This is a genomic window from Gelatiniphilus marinus (assembly GCF_042684345.1).
Classification (GTDB): domain Bacteria; phylum Bacteroidota; class Bacteroidia; order Flavobacteriales; family Flavobacteriaceae; genus Gelatiniphilus; species Gelatiniphilus marinus.
Map to the genome: position 1 here is coordinate 787,252 of NZ_JBHULK010000002.1, position 22,780 is coordinate 810,031.

A 22,780-nucleotide genomic window follows, 5' to 3' on the forward strand; every position below is an offset into this window, starting at 1 on the left:
TATTGAAAGTTTTTGAAAAAATTGTTGAAGGTCTCGATAGCCATTTGGAGTTCTTGGAAACAGAGACCGAAGACATATTAATTAAAGCAGAAGAAGGAATAAAAATTGCTAAAAAAGCACTACTGCAATTAAGAAAAGTTGTTATAAATAAGGAACTAAAATCAAAAGATAATGAGATATACATATTCAAAACAATCAAACCAAAGGTATATAGTAAACTCATTTACTATGTAAAATTATTTAATATAGAAAGTAAACGCCCCAGAGGTAGTTCTAAATCTCAAAAGAAATACCTTGACTATGAAATCAAGAAATTACAAGACTACTTTAATGATAATCTTGAGTTTTATCAATATTACAGAAGAAGTGAGACGTCATTAGACTGTCAATACTTTATTAGAGGGAAAGAAGATATCAGATTGCACCCAGATAATTTTCACTTTTTTATTGACGATAAATTCTCAACGAGTCATGATTCAACAGTAGCTACAATTATAGCTTATGATATGCTTATAGTCTACTTGCAGAAGGAAATAGAATTAATTGAAAATAGAAACGGGATGGAAACTAACTTTAACGCTTTTCAAAAACAATCAAAACTTTTTTGGACAGGCAATAAAACAGATTTAATTGAGCTAATTTATGCCTTGCAAAGTAGTGGCGTAATCAATAGTGGTACTGCTGATATTAAAGAAGTCGCATCAATCTGCGAACAGATGTTCAATATAAGTTTAGGTGATTATTATAGAACCTTTTTAGAAATTAGGTCAAGAAAAATTAATCAAACAAAATTTATTGACAAATTAAAAGATTCTCTTGCAAACAAGATGCTAGAATCAGACGAATAAACACCCAACTTGGGTGTTTTTAGTTTTTGGTTTTTTTCATAAAGTTTATCTCGTTTTGGTTTGTGTATCTTTTATTCTAAAAATCAAACTAACCCAATATAAGTCATTAAAAATGAGTGAATAAAATCACCCAAGTTGGGTTTAACTTGTGAATAAACCTCACTAATTCACTTCATATTTGCCAAACGAAAGTCAAATCGACAGATTCACGAACACATATTTATTAAAATATAAAAGTTCGTGAGCTAAATCAATTTAATAGCTACCATTGAGAGCGAGAGTTCAAGGTGGTAGCTTTTTAACCTAAAATCATTGCGTATGGCAGCAACAATTATTACTACGGAAGATCTTCGAGAATTTAAAGAAGAATTACTTGAAGACATTAAAGCAATCATTAACCACCAGTCAGGTTACGCACCTAAAAAATGGCTCAAATCACCAGAGGTTCGCGACCTATTAAGTATCTCACCTGGAACATTACAAAATCTTCGTATCAATGGTACACTACCTTACACCAAAGTCGGTGGCGTAATCTATTACGACTATGAAGAAATACTAAAGGTAATGGAAGAAAACCGCATCCATAATAAGTTTTGACACTTGTGTTATACTGAACTTGTTTCAGTATCTCATCTTAATTAAAAGCAATGTCACTTCGAGTGATTTTGTATCACAAAATTATATCGAGAAGTAAACTTATGCAAGAAGTAAACTATAGGATCAAGTGTGAAGAAACAGTCCAGTGGACTGTTTTAACGAAGAGGCCAGCTGGCGCATTGGCATTAAATGGTATAATACACAATGCAAGAGGTTAATTATATTAAACATTTGAACAGTGTCTTTGTCCAATTCTCAAAAGATAGTCGCTTAAACCCAACTCACATAAGCTTATACATAGCCTTATTTCAGTTATGGAATTTAAATCGATTTTTGGAAGAGTTTTATATAAACCGTGATGAGGTGATGCAATTATCTAAAATAGGCTCTAAATCTACCTATCACAGATGCATCAAGGAATTAAACTATTGGAAATATATTGTGTATTTCCCGTCTCACAATCCGTATAGAGGGAGCAAAATTAAAATGTTCAAATTTGGGACAAGTTCTAGACAAGTAGTGGGACACAACAATACTCAAATCGAGACAAGTAGTGGACAAGCACTGGTACCTATATATAAACATATACAAACTATAAAAAACAAAAATAGTAATAAACAGGAAAATTTTAAAAATTCAGATTTTAATGATTCTGAAAATAATGGCAAACCTAATAGCAGTATCCCAAATATGGACAACCTAAAGACTACTAAAAATAAAAACTATAATGAGCCTTTATGAAAAATGAGCAACCACATATCATTATCGAAAAAGGAGCGCAATACAAACTTGGCGAATTCAAAAACAATTGTATTCAATATGATTTCAAAAGCATACTCATTTACCTCGATGCAAAAGGGAAATTGATGTTTGGCAAAAACTTTAAAATTTATGAAGAAGATGAGTTTGTACTTTATAAACTATGCATTTATTTCATTCGTGATTTTGAAGCTTGCGAAAAACTAAATATAGATCCCAACAAAGGTATTTTACTATCTGGTCCTGTAGGTTGTGGTAAAACCAGTTTAATGAAACTTTTGAGGCACATTGTACCACATCAAAAACCTTATGAATTAATTCCAGCAAGAAACATCACATTTGCTTTCAATAACATTGGCTACAAAACTATTCAAGAATATGGTAACAGCAGCTTCTATTGTTTTGACGATTTGGGAGTAGAAACAACCGGAAGACATTTTGGAAAGGACTGTAATGTCATGGGTGAAATCCTCTTATCACGTTACGATTTATTTCTTCAACGAAAAATTAGAACTCATGCCACCACAAACCTAAACGCCCAGGAATTGGAAGAGCGTTACGGCAATAGAGTACGTTCTAGAATGCGTCAGATTTTCAATTTGATAGCTTTTAATGAGCAAAGTATTGACAAGAGAAAATAATGCACAACACCGACTCAACACCGGTCCAAGCGTTAAAAAACATCCACTGGATGTTTTTTAGCGAAGGGGTCAGCTGGCGAGGTGGCCAATAAATACTAGTTAAAACACCAAATTAAACTTTGGCAAAAAAACTCAAAATTTGCCAAAACTTAATCGTCGCTGTCATTGCGAACCCGATAGGGTGAAGCAATCTATTTTAAAAACACAAAATAATAAAATGATTGTTATTTCAATCAAAATTGCTATATTTGTGTGAAATAACAATCATATAGTAATGAGTAAGAAAAAGCAAATCCTGTTCCCAAAACACAAAGAAGTACTTAAACAAATGGGAGAGAATATAAAATTGGCAAGAAAAAGAAGGAAGCTAACACAAGAGCAAGTTGCTGAAAGAGCAGATATTGTAAGAAGTACATTATATCTTATTGAGTCTGGAAACCCAAGTGTAACTATGGGTGCATATTTCAATGTATTACGTGTGCTTGGGCTGCAAGATGATTTTCTCAAATTAGCAGCGGATGATGAATTTGGTAGAAAGCTTCAAGATTTAGATCTAATTTAAAATGGCAACTGGCAAACAAGACATATACATATATGCACATTGGAAAGGTTTGGAAGAACCGCAATTAATGGGAGTCCTTTCTGCATTGTATGCAAAAGGGAAGAAAGCATTCAGTTTTGAATATGATAAAGATTGGTTGAAATCTAAAGAACAAATGCTATTAGATCCAGACATTCAATTCTATAGTGGCCCACAATACCCAAACAATAAAGAAAATTTTGGTGTGTTCTTGGATAGTATGCCTGATACTTGGGGGCGCACACTTATGAAACGTAGGGCGTCACAAGAAGCAGCTGCAAATAATGAAAAGGCAAAAACATTATATGAAATAGATTATTTGTTAGGGGTTTATGACGAAAGCCGAATGGGTGCTTTGCGTTTTAAACTTGACCCAGAAGGGCCATTTTTAGATGATAATGAACTAAATCCAACACCACCGTGGTCATCCATTAGAGAGCTGCAAGAAGCAGCAAAGAATTTTGAAAATGACGATGATAATGATGAGGTAAAAAAATGGCTGGCTGTTTTAATGGCACCAGGATCCTCTTTAGGCGGTGCAAGACCGAAGGCTAATATATTAGATGAAAATAAGGAGTTATGGATTGCAAAGTTTCCTTCAAAAAACGATACAGTAGACAAAGCTGCGTGGGAATACCTGGCTTATCAGTTGGCAATAAAGGCAGGAATCCATATGGCCCCATCAAAAATTGAAAAGATTACTGGTAGTTTCAATACATTTTTTACCAAAAGGTTTGATCGTGAAGAAGGATGTAGACTTCATTTTGCATCTGCTATGACTATGACAGGAAATAATGAAGATACTATAAGAGATAATCCAGCAAGCTATTTGGAATTAGCAGAATTCATTCAAAACCATGGAGCTATGGTTAACGATAATTTAGAGCAGTTGTGGCGTAGAATAGTCTTTAATATTGCTATTTCAAATACCGATGACCATTTAAGAAACCATGGATTTATTTTAACCAATCAAGGTTGGATATTATCGCCAGCTTATGATTTAAATCCATCTATAGATAAAGATGGTTTAGCACTCAATATTGATATGGATAATAATGCTCTTGATTATGATTTAGTAAAAAGTATAGGTGAATTTTTTCGTCTAGATGATAAACAAATGGATAAAATTATTCAAGAAGTATTAGGTATTGTAGCAACTTGGAAAGGGGTGGCGAAAGAAATAGGTATTTCTAATAAAGAACAAACCTTGATGGCTAAAGCGTTTAATTGTTAGTGTTAAGCCTAATAGTTAAAGACGCGTTATGACAATACTGCACAGTCCAGAATGCGTCAACTCTTTAATTTGATTGCTTTTGATAGGAAAAGTAAGGGTAAGAGAATATAACTATTAAACAAATTTTAACAAAATGAGGTAAACCGTAATAAATCAACTACATAATTTGTATATTTAGGGTGCTATAGTCCAAATTATTTTACAATTCAGGAGCTAATGATATATCATTGGCTTTTTTATTTAATTATCATTATAAATTGAACAACAATAATAAAATAGAGTTTAACTTCTTTAATGAGATTAGAGAAAAAGAAACGTATAATCAACTATTTCCACAACGAGAGATAGGTTTAGCTATTATATACTTATACGAAAAATTGATTGAGTTCAATTCTATAGATAAGGAATTTTCTGAAAAAGATATACATAATGCTTTCATAAAGGTTTTTGGGCATCAAGTAAGACAACAAACAGAAGATTACGGTAAATATATATACTCTTTACAAGAGTATTTTTTGGATTACAATCAAGAAACTCAAAAATATGTTTTTAAAGATTATGCCTATAAATTTTGTGAACATGCTAAAACAATACTAAAAGGAGCGTATAATCCAACCAAAATAAAAGTACTATGCACTGATATAACTTCTTTGTTAGAGAACATAAAAGAAGAGGAAATTGAAAAATTAAAAGACTGGTTAGAGTTACATTATAAAAGTTTTGAGCCAAAGTTAAGAGAGCAGATAGATTTCCTTGAAAAGCATATAGCTAATTCAGTTGAACAACTAAAAAAGGACACTAATTTTTCCGACCAAAAGTTTATAGATGTTTTAAGAGGTGTTGAGTCAAGCTTGGACAATGCAAAAGAGCAGAACAAAGAGTTAAGATCTGCTTATGAGCAAACAAAAATTATTAGAACACTTTTAGAGGAAAAAAACATTGATGATTCACATATAAATGACTTGATATCAGATGTAAATTCATTTATAAGCTACACAAATAGGCGTTTAACTTCTATTGACAAAAAGTTAGAAAGGATACAACCGAGAATAAGACAGCTGTTTTCAGCATTAAATAGACCTCGCTTTAATTCAAAAGTCCAGAGTTTTATAAGATATATATTAGATGAAAGTACTATCGAAAATATTAATGGCAACAAAGAAATTATTTTTCCGAATGAACTTAAAACGCCTTTAGTTCATATTGACACACCAAGCTTTACCATTTTGAGGAAAGATGTTGAGCTCTTTCCTTCAAAACCAAGATACATCCAAACATATAAACAGAATAAAAGTTTAATAAAAAAGAATCAAGATAAAATAGATAAAAGAATATCTCAACAAAGAAAAATTGTTGATTGGGAAAAGCTTATTCTAACTCGAATTGATTTAAACCAAAAAGTTAACTTAAGCCAATTATTTTTTAAAATATTATATGAGGAAAATGATGCTCAAGTAGCAATAACTGCTTTGTTTAATGTTATAAAAACAATAAGAAATAAAGAAAAAATAAATCTATCAGTAAAAGATGAATTAGAAGTAAATAACAACTTTAAAGACATTACTTTATGGAGAATGGAAGTGTTAAAATCAGTTTAGACAGTTTTTTGCAAAGCAATGACACTAAAGAATTGTTTGCTAAAATTGATTACAAATTAAAAGATGGTGTTCATATTCAGCAAGAGGGTAAGCAAACAGTGTTGTATAATTATATAGTTGAAAATGAAGAGAGTTTAAAACTCTATTATAAAGAATTATTCAAAGTGGACTTATCATCAGGTGGAGAATTCCCTGATAAATATTATTACCTTGATTTTAATAATCCAAATAGTAGAGGAAATATCGTTAGTGACCATAGGCATTATCTAAAAAATGAACACATCATTATTGGTTTCATAATTTATGAGATAATGACTATTCAAAAAGAAGTTGATTTAAATTCAATAACAGAGTTAAAGAGAAAAATACGGATTGATTATGAAGATATTAAACCAGGACTTTATCGTTTAATAGCTAAATCCCAAAATAAAAACCCAGGGAAGTTGAATGATGAATCTATTGATAGAGAAGTTAAATCTGCGCTGATAGAGTTTAAGAAAATTGGGTGGGTTAAAATAAATGATGATGACTTTGAGCTATTACCGGCTTTTGACAGATTGATAAAGTTTTATGAAAACGAAATCCAAAATATTGATGAAATACTTAAAGAGCTAAAATGATAAAGTACCCCAAAATAAAAAGATTGTCTACTCTAAATATTATACATCATCAAGGGTTCGATTATGAATTTAATTCATTTAGAACAGATTTTGTAGGTGAAGGTGGTTCTGGGAAAAGTTTGATTTCGGATTTATTACAGTTAATCTTTGTTGGAACAGGAGCTTTTCACTCACCAACCCAAAGTGCTGATGAACGGTTACCTAAAACAATGGTGTTGAAAACAGAAGGTAGAGGTACGGACTTTGGGTATGCCTTCTTAAATATTGAAGTTGAAGAAAATCAATTTGTTGTCATTGGTATTTATTTAGAAAGCACTGGAGCATCACAAATGTTTATCATACAAAACGGGAATGATTTTTCTGAAGAAACTAAACTAATTCCTTTTAACAAATTAATTGGAGTAAATGATTTTATTGATAAAAATAAAACCCTACCTATTGATCAATTAAAAGAGCATATCTTTAATACATTAGAATATACTTGCGCATCTTGGTCAACTACAGGTAAGTATCACAAAATATTATGTAACAATGAAAACAATATTATTCCTGTAGATGTATCAAAAAATGAAAAAGTATTAAAGAACTATTCAAAAATTATTCAGGCTTTTTCAAGAGAGTCTTTAGATATTTCCAAAAGTGATAAATTAAAGAATTTCTTGTTTGGTGATGAGGCAGAAAAGCAATTTGAAAAGCAATTTCAAGAGGCTATTACTGACTTAAGTTCTGATGTTGCAGAATTTAAAGATAATTCAGATGAAATTGAAAAGCTTAAAAATAAGCATACAGATTTAGTGGATTTACTAAAAAAGAAAGATGAAAAAGAAGAATTAAATAAAGAGTTTTTACTTTCAAATTTTACCTACCTAAACAATCTATTAGTTTCAACAAAAAAAGAGATTATAAATACACTTAATAATTTCTACACGAGTGAATCTAACCTTTCATTTTTAAAAACCATTGCAGAAAGCAAAGTTGAAAAGCTTACAAATGCCTTAACTTCCATAGAAACTGATTTTCAAGATGCTTATAGAAAAAAAGAAGAGTTGTATAAAGAAGAAACCAAGACCAAAAAGTTTATGGAATGGCTACAGCTATTAAACTGTGGCAAAGATGAAATATTAAACAAGTACACAAACTATCATAAATCTAAAGAGCAAATTGACAAAATCAATTTATTGAAAAAGGAGTTAAAGTCTAAAGACTTGTTACATTTTTTTGAGAGTAGAACTTGGGATAATGATATTGTTTTTAAGTTGCAAAAAGATTATGAAGCAATAATTCAAGATATTGAAGATAAAGAAAGATTAAATAGCATTAATGATATTGAAAACAAAAAATCTTTAGCTTATTGGGCTTTAAACTTGGAAAGGAAGCTGTCAATCGAAGAAGAGAGTGTTCTAACTAAATATCAAGATATTCTTATTGTAGATAAACCAGAAAATATTGATAATAAATATATCCCTGAACCTAAAGAGTTATTTGATAATCTCTCAATCCATAAGAATTTAGAAAATGGTTTTTGGATTAATCTTAATGGAATCATAGAATTTATACCTTCAGTAAATCCACCAATATTTAATACTCTAAAGAAAGACGAAATCAAAGAGTTCTTCAAAAATCAAAGCATAACTTTAAGTGATGAAATTAAAAAACTAAAAGCACGAAGTGAGAAATTAAAAGGGCTTGTAGCAATATTTAACAACTTTGAAAATCCAAAGGAATATATCATTGCTTGGAACTCGAAAAATACATTTAATGATACTGAAGATTATGAGTTTTATAGAATTGACTTAAAAGAACTCAATGAATATGTTTCATTATTCGAGAAGTCAACTATCATATCCAACAACTATGCAATTGCAAAGAAAAAATTTAATGATGTTGATAGTAAAAGAAGTATACTACAAACATTAAAAACTAATCTTGAGGGACAATTGGAAGACTTTCCAAAAGTTGATTATCCACAAAATTTAGATGAATTAGAAAAGAAATTTGAATACGAAAAAGGTGTTTTAAATGACAGTGATCAGTTATTGCATAAATTGTCAAATTCTGAAAACTACTTTAAGATATTTCAAGATTTACTTAAATCACAAACAAAGCATAGTTCACCAAATAACCTACTTATCGAATTAGTTAATAAAATAAATGATTTTGAAGGAGAACTGAAGGAAGTTTCTGATAATTATTTGGCTGAATTTGAAAAAGACATCAATAACGAAATAAACCTTGTAAGAGAGTTAAATGAATCAAAGATAAAAGAATTACAGGAAGAACTCACAAAAAAAAGAAATGCATATATAATCTTTTATAATACAGTAGCCGGTAGATATATGGAAAATAATTATTCTCGATATGAAGGTTCAGGTGATTTTTTTGGATTATGTGAAGAGATACTGCCACCAGAAATATTCAAAGATGGTGAAACTTTAGACAGAAGTATTATTGAAAAAATTGATAAACGATTAAAAGACATAAATTTAAAAAATCAGGAACTAAATGGGAGAAAGCTTCAAAGACTAAATACTATTATTGATGAGGTAAATGCAGAAGTGAGTAGGCAATTAGATTATGTTAGAAGAATTAGGAATTTTTTAAATGATGACGACAAACTTATTACTGGAAATCATAAAGCCTATTTAAAGGATGAAACAAATAAATCTTATCCAAGAATGTGGATGCAGGATTTTGTTGATAAAATAAATCAAGAATCATCTTTAGGTATTGGGAGTAATCTTTTAGACGACTTAAAACCATTTAGCAAAGGGCTGGAAAAGTACGCTGCATTAGAAGAAAAAATGGTTCAAGCTTTTCATAGATGTGGTGGTCCAAAATATTCAAGGCCTTCCTACAAACAGTTATTAAACCCAAAATCTTACTATGACTTAAGTTTTACCATTGAGTCCAATAGAGGAAAAAATGCAGGGAGTACAAGTCAAACATACTCGGCAATAGCTTTATTGTGTATAGCAAGATTGTCATTAATAGAAAATGACAGATCTAGCTTAAAGAAAATTAAACCTGGCATTCGTTTTATGCCAATTGATGAGGCAGAAGGATTGGGAAGTAATTTTGATATGTTATATGAAATAGCGAAAAACAATGATTATCAGTTACTATCCCTTTCAATATTACCAAATAAGGTAAATAAAGAAAATCAAAATATATATTTACTTCAAAATAATTTGGAAGAAGAAAAAAAAGTAAATTATCCACCAATACCAGTTTTCATAAGCTCTAATTAAAATAATAATTTTGAAAAGCATTGAATGGAGATATCTTAAGGGATTAAATCAACTATACGAGAATAAAAAGACTCGTTTAAAAATATTGAATGATAATTTTATCAATCAGGTTTTATATAAACAAAAGAAATTAATAAGACCACAATCAGGTAATCATAATTTCACAGTCCCAACACCAAAATTTAATTCTTTTTATCAAGAACATTTTAAAGATCTATATGAGTACTATAACAACTTCTTTGAAAAATCTGGATTAGATAATAATGCTCTAAAGAGATATGATAAATCTGATTTAGAATCACTAATATTTATATTTAATAATAAAGAAAAGCTTAAAGAAACTCTAACGACTGAATACACATTTTCAAGTAGGGTTTTTAAAAGAAAAGGAGCGAAATACTTATCGTGTAAACCAGGATTAAAAAAAGATGTTTTAAAACTTTTAGATATCGATGAATTTCCGGAAAAAGACCCTAAAAATAATTTTTGGCGTATCGTAGTAGATTGTATAAATCCACAAGTCATTGTTATTTGTGAAAATATTGCTTGTTTGAAAGTACCTACTGAATATAAAAAGCGTGGTGTAGAGTTATGGTATGTTGGAGGTAATAATACGAGACCTTTGTTAGATTTATCGCTTGAAAAAATCACACATCCAATATTTTATTTTTGTGATTGGGATTATCACGGTTTAACTATCTTTTCAAGAATAAAGGAAATCTTTAATTTAAAAGGAGTTAATGTGAATTTATTAGAACCGAAAGACTTATCTCAAGCACTTCCTGTTAATTCACCTAACCATAACAGTAAATGGAAAAGGGAAGATTTTTCTAAACTGAAAAAAGATGATTTTACAAGGTCCCAAACAAATATAATTAGACAACTTATCTCAAGTGATGAATGGGTAGAAGAAGAATCTATGGATTTGATAGAGTTGTTAGAATTAAAAAGTGAATTATAAGAATAAAGGTGTTATGAGTGGCAAAAGCATTTCAGATAGAAGGTAGAGGTAGTTTCAATTTGATTGATTTTATAAGAAAATAAAGATTAAAGGAGATGAAAATGTAAATTATGGTAAACCGTAATAAATCAACTACATAATTTGTATCTTTAGGGTGTTAAATAGTCCAAATTATTTTTTACAATTCAGGAGCTAATGATTTTTCATTGGCTTTTTGTATTTAACAACTAATTAAAATGCAAAAGAAAATAGAACGGTTTTTCGATAAGATTTTTGAAAATAGAATGTTTAAGGTTTCATCTGTTTATGTATTAGGAATCTTAATGTTCTATTTAGCATCATCTACAGTTAATAGAATAATTTCTAAATATTTTACTATCGATGAAAAGCTAATATTACAAATTCCTAAATTTATTTTTGTTGTTTTATTTACTGTAGCTGTATTGTATATTTTATACAAAATAGCTTTAAAAAAGTATCAGCCTTCAATATTTTTGATTCATTCATTAGTTGTGTCGAGCTTGATTTATGTAGTATTGAAGTGGGGAATTGATAAAGATGGATGGGACTTCATATTATTTTCTTCAAAATTATTCTACGTTGACTTTTTAGGAGTATTGTTAGTTCTTGCGGTTATACTGACTGTTATAAATTTATTAAGTAAAAAAGAGTTTGAAAGAAAGCCAAATCCGTTTATCTCTGATGATCCTGTTTTATTAAAAGGCGATGACAAGTTAAACTACCACAAAAGAGCGGCAAAAATTGTCGAATATTTAGAAAGATCAAACTTTAAAAATTCATTTACAATTGGAATTGTTGGTCCTTGGGGCAATGGTAAATCAAGCTTGATTAGCTTAATTGAGGAGAAGTTAGAAGAGAAAAATAATGAACATACAATTCATTTAAAGTTTTTACCATATCTAAATCATAGCGAAACTGATATTATTTCAGAGTTTTTCAAACAGTTAAGTACCGAAATAAATAAGTATAGCGGAAGATTATCAAATCAATTTTTAAGTTATTCTGATAAGCTTTTAAAACTGTACAAGAATAAAAGTATTTCGGAATTCTTTAAACCTAATTCGAGCATATTTTCTGATTCTTCTTCTTACGATACTTATAAAAAAATTAATGATACTTTAAATCTATTAGACAAGAAATATATAGTATTTATAGATGATCTTGATAGACTTTCAAATAGTGAAGTTTTACAAGTCTTAAAGTTAGTTAGAAATACTGCTAATTTTAAAAACTTCATTTTTCTAATAGCTTTAGATAAAGATTATGTACTTGAGTCTTTATTAATGAAAAATGATATTGCTGACCATACATTTGTAGATAAATTTTTTCAATTAGAAGTTTATTTACCAGAAATTGAAAAATCCCAGTTAAAAGCAGATTTCATAGATTTATTGAAACAAACAGATTTAGGTTTTGAAGCAGAATTTGTTAGAAATGTTGAAACTTGTATCTATAGAGAAGATAATTTATTTGATGATTATATTTCAAACTATAGAGGTGTAAAACGCTTGGTGAATCAGTTGGTCTTTGATTTTAAGTCCTTACCAGATGAGCTTGATACGAATGATTTTTTAAATTTTACTTATTTAAAAATGACCTTTCCTTATGCAATAAAATTTTTAAATAATAATTGGTCAACCATAATTCCTTATAATCCAGAAACAAATCTTTGTGAATTGGTAGAAACCGAAAATGATTCTGATAAAGGTGATACTTTTAAAGCAATGAGAAGATATAGAGTTTTTCATTTAAATCAAAAGCTTAATATAGATTTTAGCAAGTATGAAATCTCTAAAGACATTGATAAAGAAACAAAGATTAACGAAACCAATAATTTAACTAAACAGCAAAATATTTTATTAATAAAGACATTAATTGTGCTTTTTGGTAAAGAAAATATTGCTGACAGTCATACCTCAATAAAGTTTGAGAATAATCTTCGAAAACTACTTCAACAGAAAATACAAGAAAAAGATTTAAGCGAAGTCAAATTTAAAAGCATATTTAATTTTCATAATGACTTTGAGAACTTAAATAAGTTATTAAATGAGAATCATACTAATGATGTTTTAAATAGATTAGCATATTTTAATACAATAGATAAAGATGAAGTATTAAAAACAATAATAATATTGCTCTATATTTTTAATGATGCAGAATCTTATGCTACACATTCAACATCAGTATGGAATATATTATCTGAATTTATTGGACGTCAATTAAAACTTAAAATAGGAAATGAAGATTTTTGGACAAATAATGATAAACCAGATATTTGGAAATATATAATTCAAGAGTTTATCGATAAGGATAATTTTAAACTTGAAAGTAAAATTAAATTTTTAGCACTTATAAGTGAGTCTAGAATTAGACTTGATTTTTCTGATTGGGGAACCACAGAAGATGATCTTAAAGAACTATCACTTTCTTTATATAAAAAGTTATTAGCCGATAAGCAAAACAATTTATGGAGTATTTATGATTATTCTTTTTATCATGCCTATCATGATGTTAGAAAATTTCATACTGCTGATACGATTAACCCAATTACGATAGAGTTCTGGTCTCAAAACGATATCACTTTATTGTGTGCCCAAATGATCCAAAATGATGCTTGGACAACCAAAATGCTTAAAACGTCAGATTACACAGCACAATTGTTTGAATCCAAGCATAAATACAAGGAATTTATAAATAATAATTTACCAAATCCTATAACATCAGAATTGATAGAATATGTTCAATTTTTGGAACTAGAAAGCTATACAGATTTTAGTAGATATATTAGATTTGAATTCTTAAGTTTTAACTTTATTAAACAAAAACTTCAAAGAGTAATAGATTTTAATAACCTTGCCCAAGATGAAGCAGAAACTATTGTCGAAATAGTATTAAAATCAGATAATAAAGACCTTTGGGACATTACACATACAAATATGAGTACTTATGTTATTTCTGGGTTTATTGAGTTAAGGAGATACAATGTAAATGATACGTTTTTTACCTTTATTAGATTACAATCAGGTAATTATCACAAATCCATCCCCGAGATGTTTCAACATTTCAAAAAAATGCTTGATGGTAAAGACATTAAATCTAAAATAGATTTAGATAAAAAATCGATAACAGTTGAGGATACTGATGAATCCATAAAAATTATTTCGATTCAACCAATCAGTTATGATTCGAAAATATAGATAAGCAGATTACTATGAACAAAGTTTTAAAAGATCATAAGCAAGTTGGAAAAAAACTACAACCACCTTTTCTTAATTATTTTGATGATTGGCAAACTCAATTCATAGAAGTATCATTCATGGACAACATTGTTCCAGAGATAATTTGGTTAGCATTTTTGAATGACAAACTTGGTGTGTCACAATCGGCTGAACTTTCATTGAATTTTCTCAAGATAATAAGGGATATTAGACAAGAAAAAACCACAAAATGCTTTTCGTTTATTAGCGATTTTGAGGTTTTAACTAAATCAGAAAAAGAACAAATTTTAAAAGCTTCAAACCATTTATTAGATAGGATAAAACCTAATATCTTTCCATTGATTAAAGTATTTCCTAAATCACCTCTTAATTTTTTATTTTCTGATATTCCGGAATACAATCAGGAAGATGTTTCCGAGGTTAAGAGGATTCTTAAGTCTATTGATGGAAAAAGGAATAAAGAAAGTGTTTGGGCACTAGGGAACATTATTTATCATTTATTTCTATTGGATATTTTACGAGTAACTAAAGAAAGTTCTTTAATTCATTTACCAGAAATAGAAAAATATCCTGCTACTGAATTATCTAGAAAAGTTGCTTCAGCTATTAGAGCATCAATATACCCAATAATAAAAAGCAAAAAGAGGGATATTGAAATTAGTGATTGGCAAAAATACTTTTGGAATAGAGCTTTTGAAATAGAGCCATACGTAATTAATAATTTCTATTTTGATTAAATGAAAAACATTAATGAAAAGATACAACATATACTTAATTTATATGTAGAGGACATTCAATTTGAATTAAAGGAAAGATGGAATTCTTGGGAAAAAGATCTTAATACACCTGAAATTTATGAAGTGGTTGGAGGTATATTGGCTAGACAAATAACAATTACTGAACATCTTTTAAGTTGTAGTTCTTTATGGAATGGTCATATGGCCCCTATGGTTTTAAGGAGTTTAGCGGATAATTATATAAACCTAGCTTGGATTTTGGAAGATCCACTTGAAAGGTCTCGAAAATTTATTTTTTTTGGGCTAGGTCAAGAAAAACTACAAATTGCACATCAAAAAAAAGAATTAAAATCTTCTGGAAATCTTGAAGAGAATAAAGTATATATTGAAGCAATGGAAAATTGGATTAATTCCCAACGGTATGTCTTTCTAACAGAAGTTAATCTATCAAAGTGGTCAGAAATTAGTGTAAGAAAAATGGCAGAAGAAGCTGGGTGCATAGATTTTTATAATTATGTTTACCAACCATTTAGCGTAAACGCACACAACATGTGGAATCATATAGCTAAATATAACTTGATAGAGTCTAGTAATCCGCTTCATAAGAACTTTAGAAGACCTGGTAAATTTAGCACTGATGCTGATTTTCATTATGTTGATTTAGCATGCAAGTATGTAAATAAGATGTTTTCACTTTATGATTTAAAAATTGGATTTTCTTCAAATCGCTTATATCCATATAAAAAATTGCATAATGCAATTAATAAATTAAGTAAAGAATTTTCAAATGACGAAGAAGAATAGTTTTGTCTAGTATCTTAAATTAATGATCTAGAAAAATTGGCAGGCTTAAGTCGTTAATATTGATAAAAAGAATAGAAAACTTTTTTATATAAAACCTTTATGTCTGTAAAGAAGTAATTCCCCACAAACCAAAACCCAGTTTGTTGCGAAAGCAAAAATCCTCTGTGTTTTGGTTTGTTCCGCTTGCCAATGCGCTTGTAGTTTTTGGCTGCCAACCCTCATACAGCACATTGCTTGTTTCGTTTAGAGGAATTATTTATAGAAAATAGGTAAAACAAAAAAGACAAATGCGTAGCATTCACGAATACCTTAATTCAAAATAGAAATGAGGTGAGTAAAGAGCTGTTTTCAAAGCTCACACCAAAAACTACCCAAAGCTATGTTTACATAATGCGCAGTTATAGTAGCATTCATTTAGTTTCTGTACTATAACGCCATTATGTAAAATATCCGCTTACCAGCCGCCAAATTCCGTACTGGCATTGAAATTTAGAACACACAACTTTGCCACTTTTCCCCACCACCCATTTCAACGGTGTAGGTTACAGCAAGTATTAATGTTTGCCAAGTGTCTGCGGTAGGATGCATTACATTCGCTCAATCCCTGTTCAGGGTATCGCTCTTTCCATTTACCCACCTCAACACCGCGCATAAAAAAAGAGCATTTTTTAGAAAATGCCCTTTATTTATCTTTCCAACCGCTTAACATCAATAATCACTTCCACCTACGACACTTTGCCCCGAGAAAAGCGGTAATCAATGTATATTTAAACTTCTTCGACTGGTGCGCTTGGAGCGTTTGTTTTAACGGATTCAATACCATTTTCCATTCCGGAAGATCCCTCGTACATTTCACTTGTGCCAATTACTTGGCCATTACTTGCTTTTAGATTAAAATAATGTTTGCCGTTACTGGAAACCTTTCGGTCAAATTTACTATCATCTTGTGAGTTGGTTCTAACGGATTCTATACCGTTCATACAACCTGCTTTTGCAGAATATCCTTCACTTGCTAATATTTTTTGACCATTACTTGCCTTTAACCTAAAACGGTATTCAGATTTTGCGTCTTGATAAACTTCGAATTTTCCCATAATAATATTTGATATAATTTGTATCTAAATATACTAAAAAAGTGCTTCAAATGAAGCACTTTAGATTATGGTTTTCCTCTTTTCCGTATTCTTTGATGAATCCACTTAATTAAAATGGAAACTATGTAACTAACGACAGCACCAACAATAGCCAAAACAGTGGTAGTAATCAAATCGGCAACACCAATATTAACGATTGATGAAAAGAAAGTACCACCAATAATGGCAGATTTGGTGTTATAATCCATCGTCATTCTCATCAGTTTCAGTGTTTTCATCATCAGTAACAACTGCTTGACTTACTGCGGTGGCCACAGTTCCGGCAACTGTCATATAGGTAGCAATGGTTACCACAATGGCAGGCATACTAATTGGTGCTGCAATGATAGCGCCACCTGCAGTAGCTAAAGCAATACCAATATTTCGCAAAGTCTTGAAAAATTTGGGAGTTGGTTTTTTATAACGTTCTACAATGTTCATAATTCTGTGATTTAATAGTTAATAAAATGGTTTCTTTTCGGTCTTTAGCTTGATACACCAAAGACAACAGTTTTTGCATAGCATTTTTAGAGTAAACGCCCTTTCCTATACCACTCAAATACGTTACTGGAGCAATACACCCTTGGAGCTCTTTTAAGGCATCATTCGCAGGGTGAAACAGGATAAAGCTTCTACCTTTTACATCCCTCAAAATCAAATGATGCTTAAACCGTTTAGAAAAACGCGGTTCAATTTCATAAACACCTTCAGGAATACAGGAAATATTTCGCTTGTTATCGTTCCAGGGCAATTCGATGGTATAGCAAAGGAATTTGTTAGAATTAAAGAGAGCACCATTGGTGCCCTCTTCAAAATAGGCTCTATGCAGCACTAATTCCATACTTACGGAGTATCTACAATAACAATTGCCAAAGCGTTGTAAGCACCGTTCTTAAGCTCGTACATCTGTCCGTTTACCTCTTGGTAAAACTCAATACCAAGCACCTGTACAACAGGAAGCGTTGAGTTAGCAACCAAAGAAGCTGTTAAGGCAATAGCAGCTGTATCAGCAGCAGTATAAGGAAGAATGGCAGTTTCATCATTTTCAAATGTTGAGGTTTCATTCTCAAAATCCAATTCAGAAGCACCCATTACCACCTTAAAATGAGTTGTTCCTGTTGGAGCTGCAATTCTGACCGTTGGAGAAAACGCATCTAGGTTAACCGTAGCATCACCAGAAACACGGTCAAAGGCATTCGTAAAAGGTGCAAAAAGTGTTGTGCCTAACTTTCCACCCAAGTTGAATTCAAAGCTATTTAACAAGCTTAAATCACCATCTTGCAAGGTTCTTAAACCTCTTTCGTTTGTGGTGTCGGTTTTAGTAACCGCAACCAAAGTTTTAGTTAAACGAGAAACCACACGTTTATCCTTTGCATTCTGCAAAAGAATACGAATAGCATTTCTCAACAGTTTGCCGCCTTTACCAGCTCGTCCAAATTCAGACCCATTTTCACGCGTTCTCTGAAACGCTGGGTCATTTGCAATACGATTGGCATCAACACCGCCTTTTTCGCGTGCTAAATGTCCGTCAGTCGTTTTGTAAAAGGAAATACCACCGATAGTTCCTTTCAGTTTAATAATTCCAGTTTGTTTTGCCATAATAATTCGTTTTTTGATTAATGAAACCAAATCACGTAATTTTATAGCACGTTGTTAAAAATCAAATGCCGTTTTCGGTCATCCATTCCGATACAACCAAAAACGTCATTAAAATATTGAAAACCCTATCGGGATTTTCAACATTTTAACAACGCATCATCATCACCATAATCATAAAACAATAAAGTATAGATGATGTATGGATAAAGCATAGATAAAGTATTATGACCCCAAAAAGAGCTTGCATATACCCAAAAGATATTCAGCGTATCACAGGACGTAGTGAACGTTATGGGCGTAAGCTTTTAAACGATATTAGAAACTACTTTGGAAAGGAATCTTACCAATTTGTCACAATTAAAGAATTCGTTGAATATAGCGGAATAGAAGAAGAAATTGTCAACAAATATTTAATAGATTAATCATAATATTTGATGCAAAATGACTGGTTTAAATGGAGCTAAAATTGTAAATTTGTAGTAAGACGTTCAGATAAATAATACTATTTCAAACTAACAGATAGGTCTACAATTCGGTTCACACTGTTTTAGTCTATTTCTGGAAGTATTGATTTTACTGCATAGTGGCGGTTTGGGTATCATCCTGCCACCCCGACTAACCTAGAAATAGGAAAAACTAAAACACTGTTAATTGTATGATTATCAGTGTTTTTTTGTTTTTTATGAGGTTATTTGATATCATAATATATCAAATAAAAGGTGTGAAATTAGGTGTACACTTTCTTCACAAAATTGTCGTAATTTTAAAGAGCTGTTAAAAGCAATTTGACTTTTGTCTTTATAAAATTATTGTTTAACTAAAGACATTAAAAATGCAGACAAACAAAACCTTTTCAATCATTTTCTTTACTAGAAAATCACGAAGCGTTGCGAACAAATTATCAATTTATGTTCGTATTACTGTAAACGGAAAACGTTCAGAAATCAGCCTTAAAAGAACCATTTTACTTAATGAATGGGATTCTTCGAAAAATAGAGGGCGCGGTAACTCATACAAAATTAGAATTTTAAATACCTATTTAGATGTAAGCTTCCCCAAAAACCGAACTGTTTAAAAGTAGAATAATAATCTTAATTTTGAACAGTATTATGAGAAAAAGTAAATTTACACCGCAACAGATTGCAAAGATTTTAAAAGAGTTCGACAACGGAAAGAGCGTTGACCAAATAAGCCGTGAGCACGGTGTTAGTGTCGCTGCTTTTTACAAATGGCGTTCCAAGTATGCAGGAATGAACTCGAAAGAGCTAAAAAGACTTAAAGAGCTGGAGCAAGAGAACACGCGATTAAAGCAGATGTATGCAAGTTTAGCACTAGATCACCAGATGGCTAAAGAGATTATTGAAAAAAAGCTCTAAAGCCCTGTCGTAAACGAAGTATTACCAAAGAACTTATTCATTACGGCATCAACAGGGCGTGCCGTGTTTAAATATGAGCAAGAGTGTTTACTACTATAAGCCATTACTTAAAGATGATACAGTTATAGAGGACGCTTTACAACAAAAAGCAAAGGATCATTCTGAAGAAGGCTTCTGGAAAGCTTATGATCGCTTACGCGAAGAAGGTAAACCTTGGAACCATAAGCGTGTACATCGCGTTTATGTCGCCTTAGGACTTCCCTTAAGAAGAAAGGTAAAGAAACGCTTACCAACAAGAGTTAAAGAGCCTCTAGAGGTTCCAAACGAATTAAACGATACTTGGAGTATGGATTTTGTAACCGACGTTTTAGAGAACGAAAGACGCTTTAGAGCATTTAATATAATTGATGATTTTAATAGAGAAGCACTTCATATTGAAGTGGATTATTCATTAACAAGCAATCGGATTGTTTGGGTACTTAATCATTTAATTAACAAAAAAGGAAAACCCAAGAAGATACGCATGGACAACGGTCCAGAATTTATAGCACATATTACCTATGAATGGAGTCAGATGCACGAAATTGAATTTAAATATATAGAACCCGGAAAACCAACCCAAAATGCCTTTATAGAACGTTTTAATGGTTCTTACAGACGTGGAGTTCTCAATAAATATATTTTTGAAAACTTAAATCAAGTCCGAGAGCAAACTCAAATATGGATGGATGATTATAACCATAAAAGACCACACGATAGCTTAGGGGAAATCCCACCAGTAAAATATGCAAAGCTTAATTCCTCTTGGGCTAGCCCAAGAGGAATTAAAAAACAAAAAAAATATGTAATTTTGGAAAACTAAGCAGTTCTAATTAAGGGAAGCCTACAAGTTGAGTTTCTTCCACATTTCTTAAAATTGAAATCAAAGCATCCAAACGTTTGTTAAAAACATTCTGAAGAGAAGTTCTATTCATTCCCAAAGTATCATAAGGAGATAGATTATTATCTTCAAAAAAAGCAATCATATAATCTAAAGTTTCAGAATAACTTGGACTGATTTTTTTTGAATACTTTTTAAATTTGTTTAATGTTTTCTTCTTTAACCGAACTGTATTAAAATCATCCATAATTTATTGAATTGTTACAATGAAACATTGGTTTTACTGGTAGTAAAATCAAATTTACTCCAAAAATTTAAATAAATAAGGATAAATTAATTTTTAATGACCTATAAATCAATGAATTAAATAAGTGTAACATCGCACAGCGTGTTACCCTCTTGCTATTCCTCCTTAGCTATTCACCTTAGTTTTGTATTAACGCTTTGCTTAGACCTATTTTATATGATAACTTTTGCTTAGTTACCATTACTTAATTAACTGGCTGGGTAAATTACCCTAAATTTTTTTTGAAAGCAACCGTAAAATGTTGAGGATTTTTATAACCTACTTCATATGAAGCTTGAGCAATTGTATAATCGTATTTTGTAATTAACTGTATTGCTTTTTCGATCCTTAAAGATGTTATGTATTTAAATACCGTTATCCCATAAACTTGTTTAAAAACACTTTTAAATTTTGATGTATTAAGACCAGCTATTACTGACAATTTTTCTATGCTTAATTCTTCTTTTAAATGGGTTCGAATGTACGTTTCTGTTTTTACTAAATTCTCTTTATCGCATTTTCTTAAACTATCGGTTTTAGTTGTTGAATCGTTAGAAGTTAAGGCTATTAACAGTAGTTCTGTTAATTTTGATTCTAAATAAGATTGCTTTGTAATCCCATCAAAAGAACAATTAAGAAATTCATTTACAATAGAGATTAATTGTCTATTTATTATCAAACCACTATTGAAGAAAGAGTAAATCTGATTTTCTTTTTTTGCTTGCTGGTATTTTTTAGAATTTATTATAAAACATGCTCCCATTTTTCTCACTAAAAAAGACTCTGTAAAATAAATATTTAATATTCTTTTTTTTATAGTTAAGATGCTTGTATAAATATTTTGAAGCGGGAATAGAAAACAAATTATACATATTCTTATCTAAACGATATGTAGTACTCTTTTTTTCATCTAATGAAAAAGTAATATCTCCATCAAAAACAAATTGAAGCAAAAGAACAGGATGATTTTGATCTACTTGTAATGTGTAATTTTCTGGCTTTTCAGTGCTATGATCTTGAAATAATATATACGCATTATTTAAATGTATCTCTTTTACGCTACCTGTAACTCCATCTTTAAACTCAGTATACTGTTTCTCAGCTAAAATAGAAGTTTCAAAGTCTTTATTAAAGCTTTTTACAATTTCACCTAAACTGTACTCAGAGTTTTTAAATCGAATTTCCATTAATTCCTTTTACGTTATAATAACTTCTTTTTGCGTTATTAAGAAACATTCTAAACAAGCTACATTTGCACGTGCAAATGTAATTATTTTTATTAAGTCTAAATAAATGAATGCTAGAATATTTCTATTAACGTTTTTTATTGCAGTATCTGCATATTCTCAAGGCAACCAACACACCATTTTAGGAAAGGTTACAGATAGCTCTAAGCAACCGTTATTTGGGGCTACAGTAGTTGTTGGTAATAACATTCGTGCAGCAATTACAGATGAAAATGGTAATTACATTCTTAATAATATCCCTAAAGGGAAACATTTAGTTAAAACTTTTTTGTATATCCGTTTAATGTCCATTAGCTGTAATGCTAGCAATAACGAGCCTATCAAAGATTCGTTCGCCAAAATATCTTCGATTAAGCTTATAAACAAACTCATTGAGGTAAAGTTGCAGGTACT

General features: G+C 30.4%; 23 protein-coding genes and 3 pseudogenes. 17 read left to right on the forward strand and 9 right to left on the reverse strand.

Annotation, left to right across the window (positions count from 1 at the left end):
• Positions 1-2: 2 nt before the first annotated feature.
• The 13 genes from ACFSQS_RS08640 to ACFSQS_RS08700 all read left to right on the forward strand — a co-directional run bounded on the left by ACFSQS_RS08640 (position 3) and on the right by ACFSQS_RS08700 (position 15,866).
• Complete coding sequence (locus ACFSQS_RS08640) at positions 3-848, forward strand: RteC domain-containing protein (RefSeq protein WP_388017120.1); 846 nt, start codon at positions 3-5, stop codon at positions 846-848.
• A 318-nt stretch (positions 849-1,166) separates the two neighbouring features.
• On the forward strand, positions 1,167-1,445 hold the full coding sequence (locus ACFSQS_RS08645; protein ID WP_388017123.1) for a helix-turn-helix domain-containing protein: 279 nt from the start codon (positions 1,167-1,169) through the stop codon (positions 1,443-1,445).
• A gap of 204 nt (positions 1,446-1,649) precedes the next feature.
• The gene (locus ACFSQS_RS08650; RefSeq protein WP_388017126.1) at positions 1,650-2,186 is read left to right on the forward strand and encodes a hypothetical protein; all 537 of its coding nucleotides are present in this window, start codon (positions 1,650-1,652) and stop codon (positions 2,184-2,186) included.
• Positions 2,183-2,845 carry an ATPase gene (locus ACFSQS_RS08655; RefSeq protein ID WP_388017129.1) on the forward strand — a complete coding sequence of 221 codons (663 nt, stop codon included), beginning with the start codon at positions 2,183-2,185 and terminating at the stop codon, positions 2,843-2,845. The genes ACFSQS_RS08650 and ACFSQS_RS08655 overlap by 4 nt, the downstream gene beginning before the upstream one ends.
• A 274-nt stretch (positions 2,846-3,119) precedes the next feature.
• Positions 3,120-3,407 carry a helix-turn-helix domain-containing protein gene (locus tag ACFSQS_RS08660; RefSeq protein WP_388017132.1) on the forward strand — a complete coding sequence of 96 codons (288 nt, stop codon included), beginning with the start codon at positions 3,120-3,122 and terminating at the stop codon, positions 3,405-3,407.
• Position 3,408: 1 nt separating this feature from the next.
• Entirely contained in the window at positions 3,409-4,659 is a 1,251-nt protein-coding gene (locus tag ACFSQS_RS08665) for a type II toxin-antitoxin system HipA family toxin (RefSeq protein ID WP_388017135.1), read from the forward strand.
• A gap of 257 nt (positions 4,660-4,916) precedes the next feature.
• Complete coding sequence (locus ACFSQS_RS08670; RefSeq protein ID WP_388017138.1) at positions 4,917-6,257, forward strand: hypothetical protein; 1,341 nt, start codon at positions 4,917-4,919, stop codon at positions 6,255-6,257.
• Positions 6,227-6,877: a condensin complex protein MksE gene (locus ACFSQS_RS08675; RefSeq protein ID WP_388017141.1), complete on the forward strand. Its 651-nt coding sequence runs from the start codon at positions 6,227-6,229 to the stop codon at positions 6,875-6,877. Before ACFSQS_RS08670 ends, ACFSQS_RS08675 begins: the two co-directional genes overlap by 31 nt.
• Entirely contained in the window at positions 6,874-10,125 is a 3,252-nt protein-coding gene (locus ACFSQS_RS08680; RefSeq protein ID WP_388017144.1) for a DNA repair protein Rad50, read from the forward strand. The genes ACFSQS_RS08675 and ACFSQS_RS08680 overlap by 4 nt, the downstream gene beginning before the upstream one ends.
• 10 nt (positions 10,126-10,135) lie before the next feature.
• Positions 10,136-11,086 (forward strand): hypothetical protein, encoded by a 951-nt coding sequence (locus ACFSQS_RS08685; RefSeq protein WP_388017147.1) that lies wholly within the window; start codon positions 10,136-10,138, stop codon positions 11,084-11,086.
• A 236-nt stretch (positions 11,087-11,322) separates the two neighbouring features.
• Positions 11,323-14,304, forward strand: coding sequence for a KAP family P-loop NTPase fold protein (locus tag ACFSQS_RS08690; RefSeq protein ID WP_388017150.1), 2,982 nt, complete (start codon positions 11,323-11,325; stop codon positions 14,302-14,304).
• A gap of 14 nt (positions 14,305-14,318) precedes the next feature.
• On the forward strand, positions 14,319-15,062 hold the full coding sequence (locus ACFSQS_RS08695) for a hypothetical protein (protein WP_388017153.1): 744 nt from the start codon (positions 14,319-14,321) through the stop codon (positions 15,060-15,062).
• Positions 15,063-15,866 carry a DUF5677 domain-containing protein gene (locus ACFSQS_RS08700; protein ID WP_388017160.1) on the forward strand — a complete coding sequence of 268 codons (804 nt, stop codon included), beginning with the start codon at positions 15,063-15,065 and terminating at the stop codon, positions 15,864-15,866.
• A 767-nt stretch (positions 15,867-16,633) separates the two neighbouring features.
• Here the strand turns inward: ACFSQS_RS08700 and ACFSQS_RS08705 are convergent.
• The 5 genes from ACFSQS_RS08705 to ACFSQS_RS08725 form a co-directional block, all read right to left on the reverse strand.
• Entirely contained in the window at positions 16,634-16,960 is a 327-nt protein-coding gene (locus tag ACFSQS_RS08705; protein WP_388017165.1) for a YegP family protein, read from the reverse strand.
• Positions 16,961-17,025: 65 nt separating this feature from the next.
• The gene (locus ACFSQS_RS08710) at positions 17,026-17,208 is read right to left on the reverse strand and encodes a hypothetical protein (RefSeq protein WP_388017168.1); all 183 of its coding nucleotides are present in this window, start codon (positions 17,206-17,208) and stop codon (positions 17,026-17,028) included.
• Positions 17,198-17,389 carry a hypothetical protein gene (locus ACFSQS_RS08715; protein WP_388017171.1) on the reverse strand — a complete coding sequence of 64 codons (192 nt, stop codon included), beginning with the start codon at positions 17,387-17,389 and terminating at the stop codon, positions 17,198-17,200. The genes ACFSQS_RS08710 and ACFSQS_RS08715 overlap by 11 nt, the downstream gene beginning before the upstream one ends.
• A 28-nt stretch (positions 17,390-17,417) precedes the next feature.
• Positions 17,418-17,840 (reverse strand): DUF5675 family protein, encoded by a 423-nt coding sequence (locus ACFSQS_RS08720; RefSeq protein WP_388017174.1) that lies wholly within the window; start codon positions 17,838-17,840, stop codon positions 17,418-17,420.
• Positions 17,841-17,842: 2 nt separating this feature from the next.
• On the reverse strand, positions 17,843-18,598 hold the full coding sequence (locus ACFSQS_RS08725) for a hypothetical protein (protein ID WP_388017177.1): 756 nt from the start codon (positions 18,596-18,598) through the stop codon (positions 17,843-17,845).
• 224 nt (positions 18,599-18,822) lie between these two features.
• Here ACFSQS_RS08725 and ACFSQS_RS08730 point away from each other — a divergent pair, with 224 nt between their 5' ends.
• The 3 genes and pseudogenes from ACFSQS_RS08730 (at position 18,823) to ACFSQS_RS08740 (ending at position 20,836) form a co-directional block, all read left to right on the forward strand.
• A complete protein-coding gene (locus ACFSQS_RS08730; protein ID WP_084176766.1) occupies positions 18,823-19,020 on the forward strand; it encodes a hypothetical protein in 198 nt (65 codons plus the stop codon).
• 410 nt (positions 19,021-19,430) lie between these two features.
• Entirely contained in the window at positions 19,431-19,673 is a 243-nt protein-coding gene (locus tag ACFSQS_RS08735; protein ID WP_388017180.1) for an Arm DNA-binding domain-containing protein, read from the forward strand.
• A 34-nt stretch (positions 19,674-19,707) separates the two neighbouring features.
• Positions 19,708-20,836: pseudogene (locus ACFSQS_RS08740) on the forward strand (IS3 family transposase).
• Between the two features lie 10 nt (positions 20,837-20,846).
• On the opposite strand, the gene ACFSQS_RS08745 reads toward ACFSQS_RS08740, so the two are convergent.
• From ACFSQS_RS08745 to ACFSQS_RS08755, 3 genes are all read right to left on the reverse strand, one after another.
• Positions 20,847-21,101: a BfmA/BtgA family mobilization protein gene (locus ACFSQS_RS08745; RefSeq protein WP_388017183.1), complete on the reverse strand. Its 255-nt coding sequence runs from the start codon at positions 21,099-21,101 to the stop codon at positions 20,847-20,849.
• 265 nt (positions 21,102-21,366) lie between these two features.
• Entirely contained in the window at positions 21,367-21,903 is a 537-nt protein-coding gene (locus tag ACFSQS_RS08750; protein WP_388017186.1) for a helix-turn-helix domain-containing protein, read from the reverse strand.
• Positions 21,875-22,327, reverse strand: a complete 453-nt coding sequence (locus ACFSQS_RS08755) for a hypothetical protein (RefSeq protein WP_388017189.1) — start codon at positions 22,325-22,327, stop codon at positions 21,875-21,877. The genes ACFSQS_RS08750 and ACFSQS_RS08755 overlap by 29 nt, the downstream gene beginning before the upstream one ends.
• A 106-nt stretch (positions 22,328-22,433) precedes the next feature.
• Here ACFSQS_RS08755 and ACFSQS_RS08760 point away from each other — a divergent pair.
• A pseudogene (locus ACFSQS_RS08760) lies at positions 22,434-22,655 on the forward strand (carboxypeptidase-like regulatory domain-containing protein); the annotation flags it as partial.
• Between the two features lie 12 nt (positions 22,656-22,667).
• Here the strand turns inward: ACFSQS_RS08760 and ACFSQS_RS08765 are convergent.
• A pseudogene (locus tag ACFSQS_RS08765) lies at positions 22,668-22,780 on the reverse strand (IS1595 family transposase); the annotation flags it as partial.

What these genes read in the sequence shown, in the direction of transcription:
- ACFSQS_RS08700 (WP_388017160.1), top strand. Translation starts at nt 15,063, where the DNA reads ATGAAAAACATTAATGAAAAGATACAACATATACTTAATTTATATGTA.
- ACFSQS_RS08680 (WP_388017144.1), top strand. Translation starts at nt 6,874, where the DNA reads ATGATAAAGTACCCCAAAATAAAAAGATTGTCTACTCTAAATATTATA.
- ACFSQS_RS08730 (WP_084176766.1), top strand. Translation starts at nt 18,823, where the DNA reads ATGACCCCAAAAAGAGCTTGCATATACCCAAAAGATATTCAGCGTATC.
- ACFSQS_RS08750 (WP_388017186.1), bottom strand. Translation starts at nt 21,903, where the DNA reads ATGGGAGCATGTTTTATAATAAATTCTAAAAAATACCAGCAAGCAAAA.
- ACFSQS_RS08675 (WP_388017141.1), top strand. Translation starts at nt 6,227, where the DNA reads ATGGAGAATGGAAGTGTTAAAATCAGTTTAGACAGTTTTTTGCAAAGC.
- ACFSQS_RS08690 (WP_388017150.1), top strand. Translation starts at nt 11,323, where the DNA reads ATGCAAAAGAAAATAGAACGGTTTTTCGATAAGATTTTTGAAAATAGA.
- ACFSQS_RS08655 (WP_388017129.1), top strand. Translation starts at nt 2,183, where the DNA reads ATGAAAAATGAGCAACCACATATCATTATCGAAAAAGGAGCGCAATAC.
- ACFSQS_RS08695 (WP_388017153.1), top strand. Translation starts at nt 14,319, where the DNA reads ATGAACAAAGTTTTAAAAGATCATAAGCAAGTTGGAAAAAAACTACAA.
- ACFSQS_RS08725 (WP_388017177.1), bottom strand. Translation starts at nt 18,598, where the DNA reads ATGGCAAAACAAACTGGAATTATTAAACTGAAAGGAACTATCGGTGGT.
- ACFSQS_RS08705 (WP_388017165.1), bottom strand. Translation starts at nt 16,960, where the DNA reads ATGGGAAAATTCGAAGTTTATCAAGACGCAAAATCTGAATACCGTTTT.
- ACFSQS_RS08660 (WP_388017132.1), top strand. Translation starts at nt 3,120, where the DNA reads ATGAGTAAGAAAAAGCAAATCCTGTTCCCAAAACACAAAGAAGTACTT.
- ACFSQS_RS08720 (WP_388017174.1), bottom strand. Translation starts at nt 17,840, where the DNA reads ATGGAATTAGTGCTGCATAGAGCCTATTTTGAAGAGGGCACCAATGGT.
- ACFSQS_RS08755 (WP_388017189.1), bottom strand. Translation starts at nt 22,327, where the DNA reads ATGGAAATTCGATTTAAAAACTCTGAGTACAGTTTAGGTGAAATTGTA.
- ACFSQS_RS08665 (WP_388017135.1), top strand. Translation starts at nt 3,409, where the DNA reads ATGGCAACTGGCAAACAAGACATATACATATATGCACATTGGAAAGGT.
- ACFSQS_RS08735 (WP_388017180.1), top strand. Translation starts at nt 19,431, where the DNA reads ATGCAGACAAACAAAACCTTTTCAATCATTTTCTTTACTAGAAAATCA.
- ACFSQS_RS08745 (WP_388017183.1), bottom strand. Translation starts at nt 21,101, where the DNA reads ATGGATGATTTTAATACAGTTCGGTTAAAGAAGAAAACATTAAACAAA.
- ACFSQS_RS08645 (WP_388017123.1), top strand. Translation starts at nt 1,167, where the DNA reads ATGGCAGCAACAATTATTACTACGGAAGATCTTCGAGAATTTAAAGAA.
- ACFSQS_RS08710 (WP_388017168.1), bottom strand. Translation starts at nt 17,208, where the DNA reads ATGGATTATAACACCAAATCTGCCATTATTGGTGGTACTTTCTTTTCA.
- ACFSQS_RS08650 (WP_388017126.1), top strand. Translation starts at nt 1,650, where the DNA reads ATGCAAGAGGTTAATTATATTAAACATTTGAACAGTGTCTTTGTCCAA.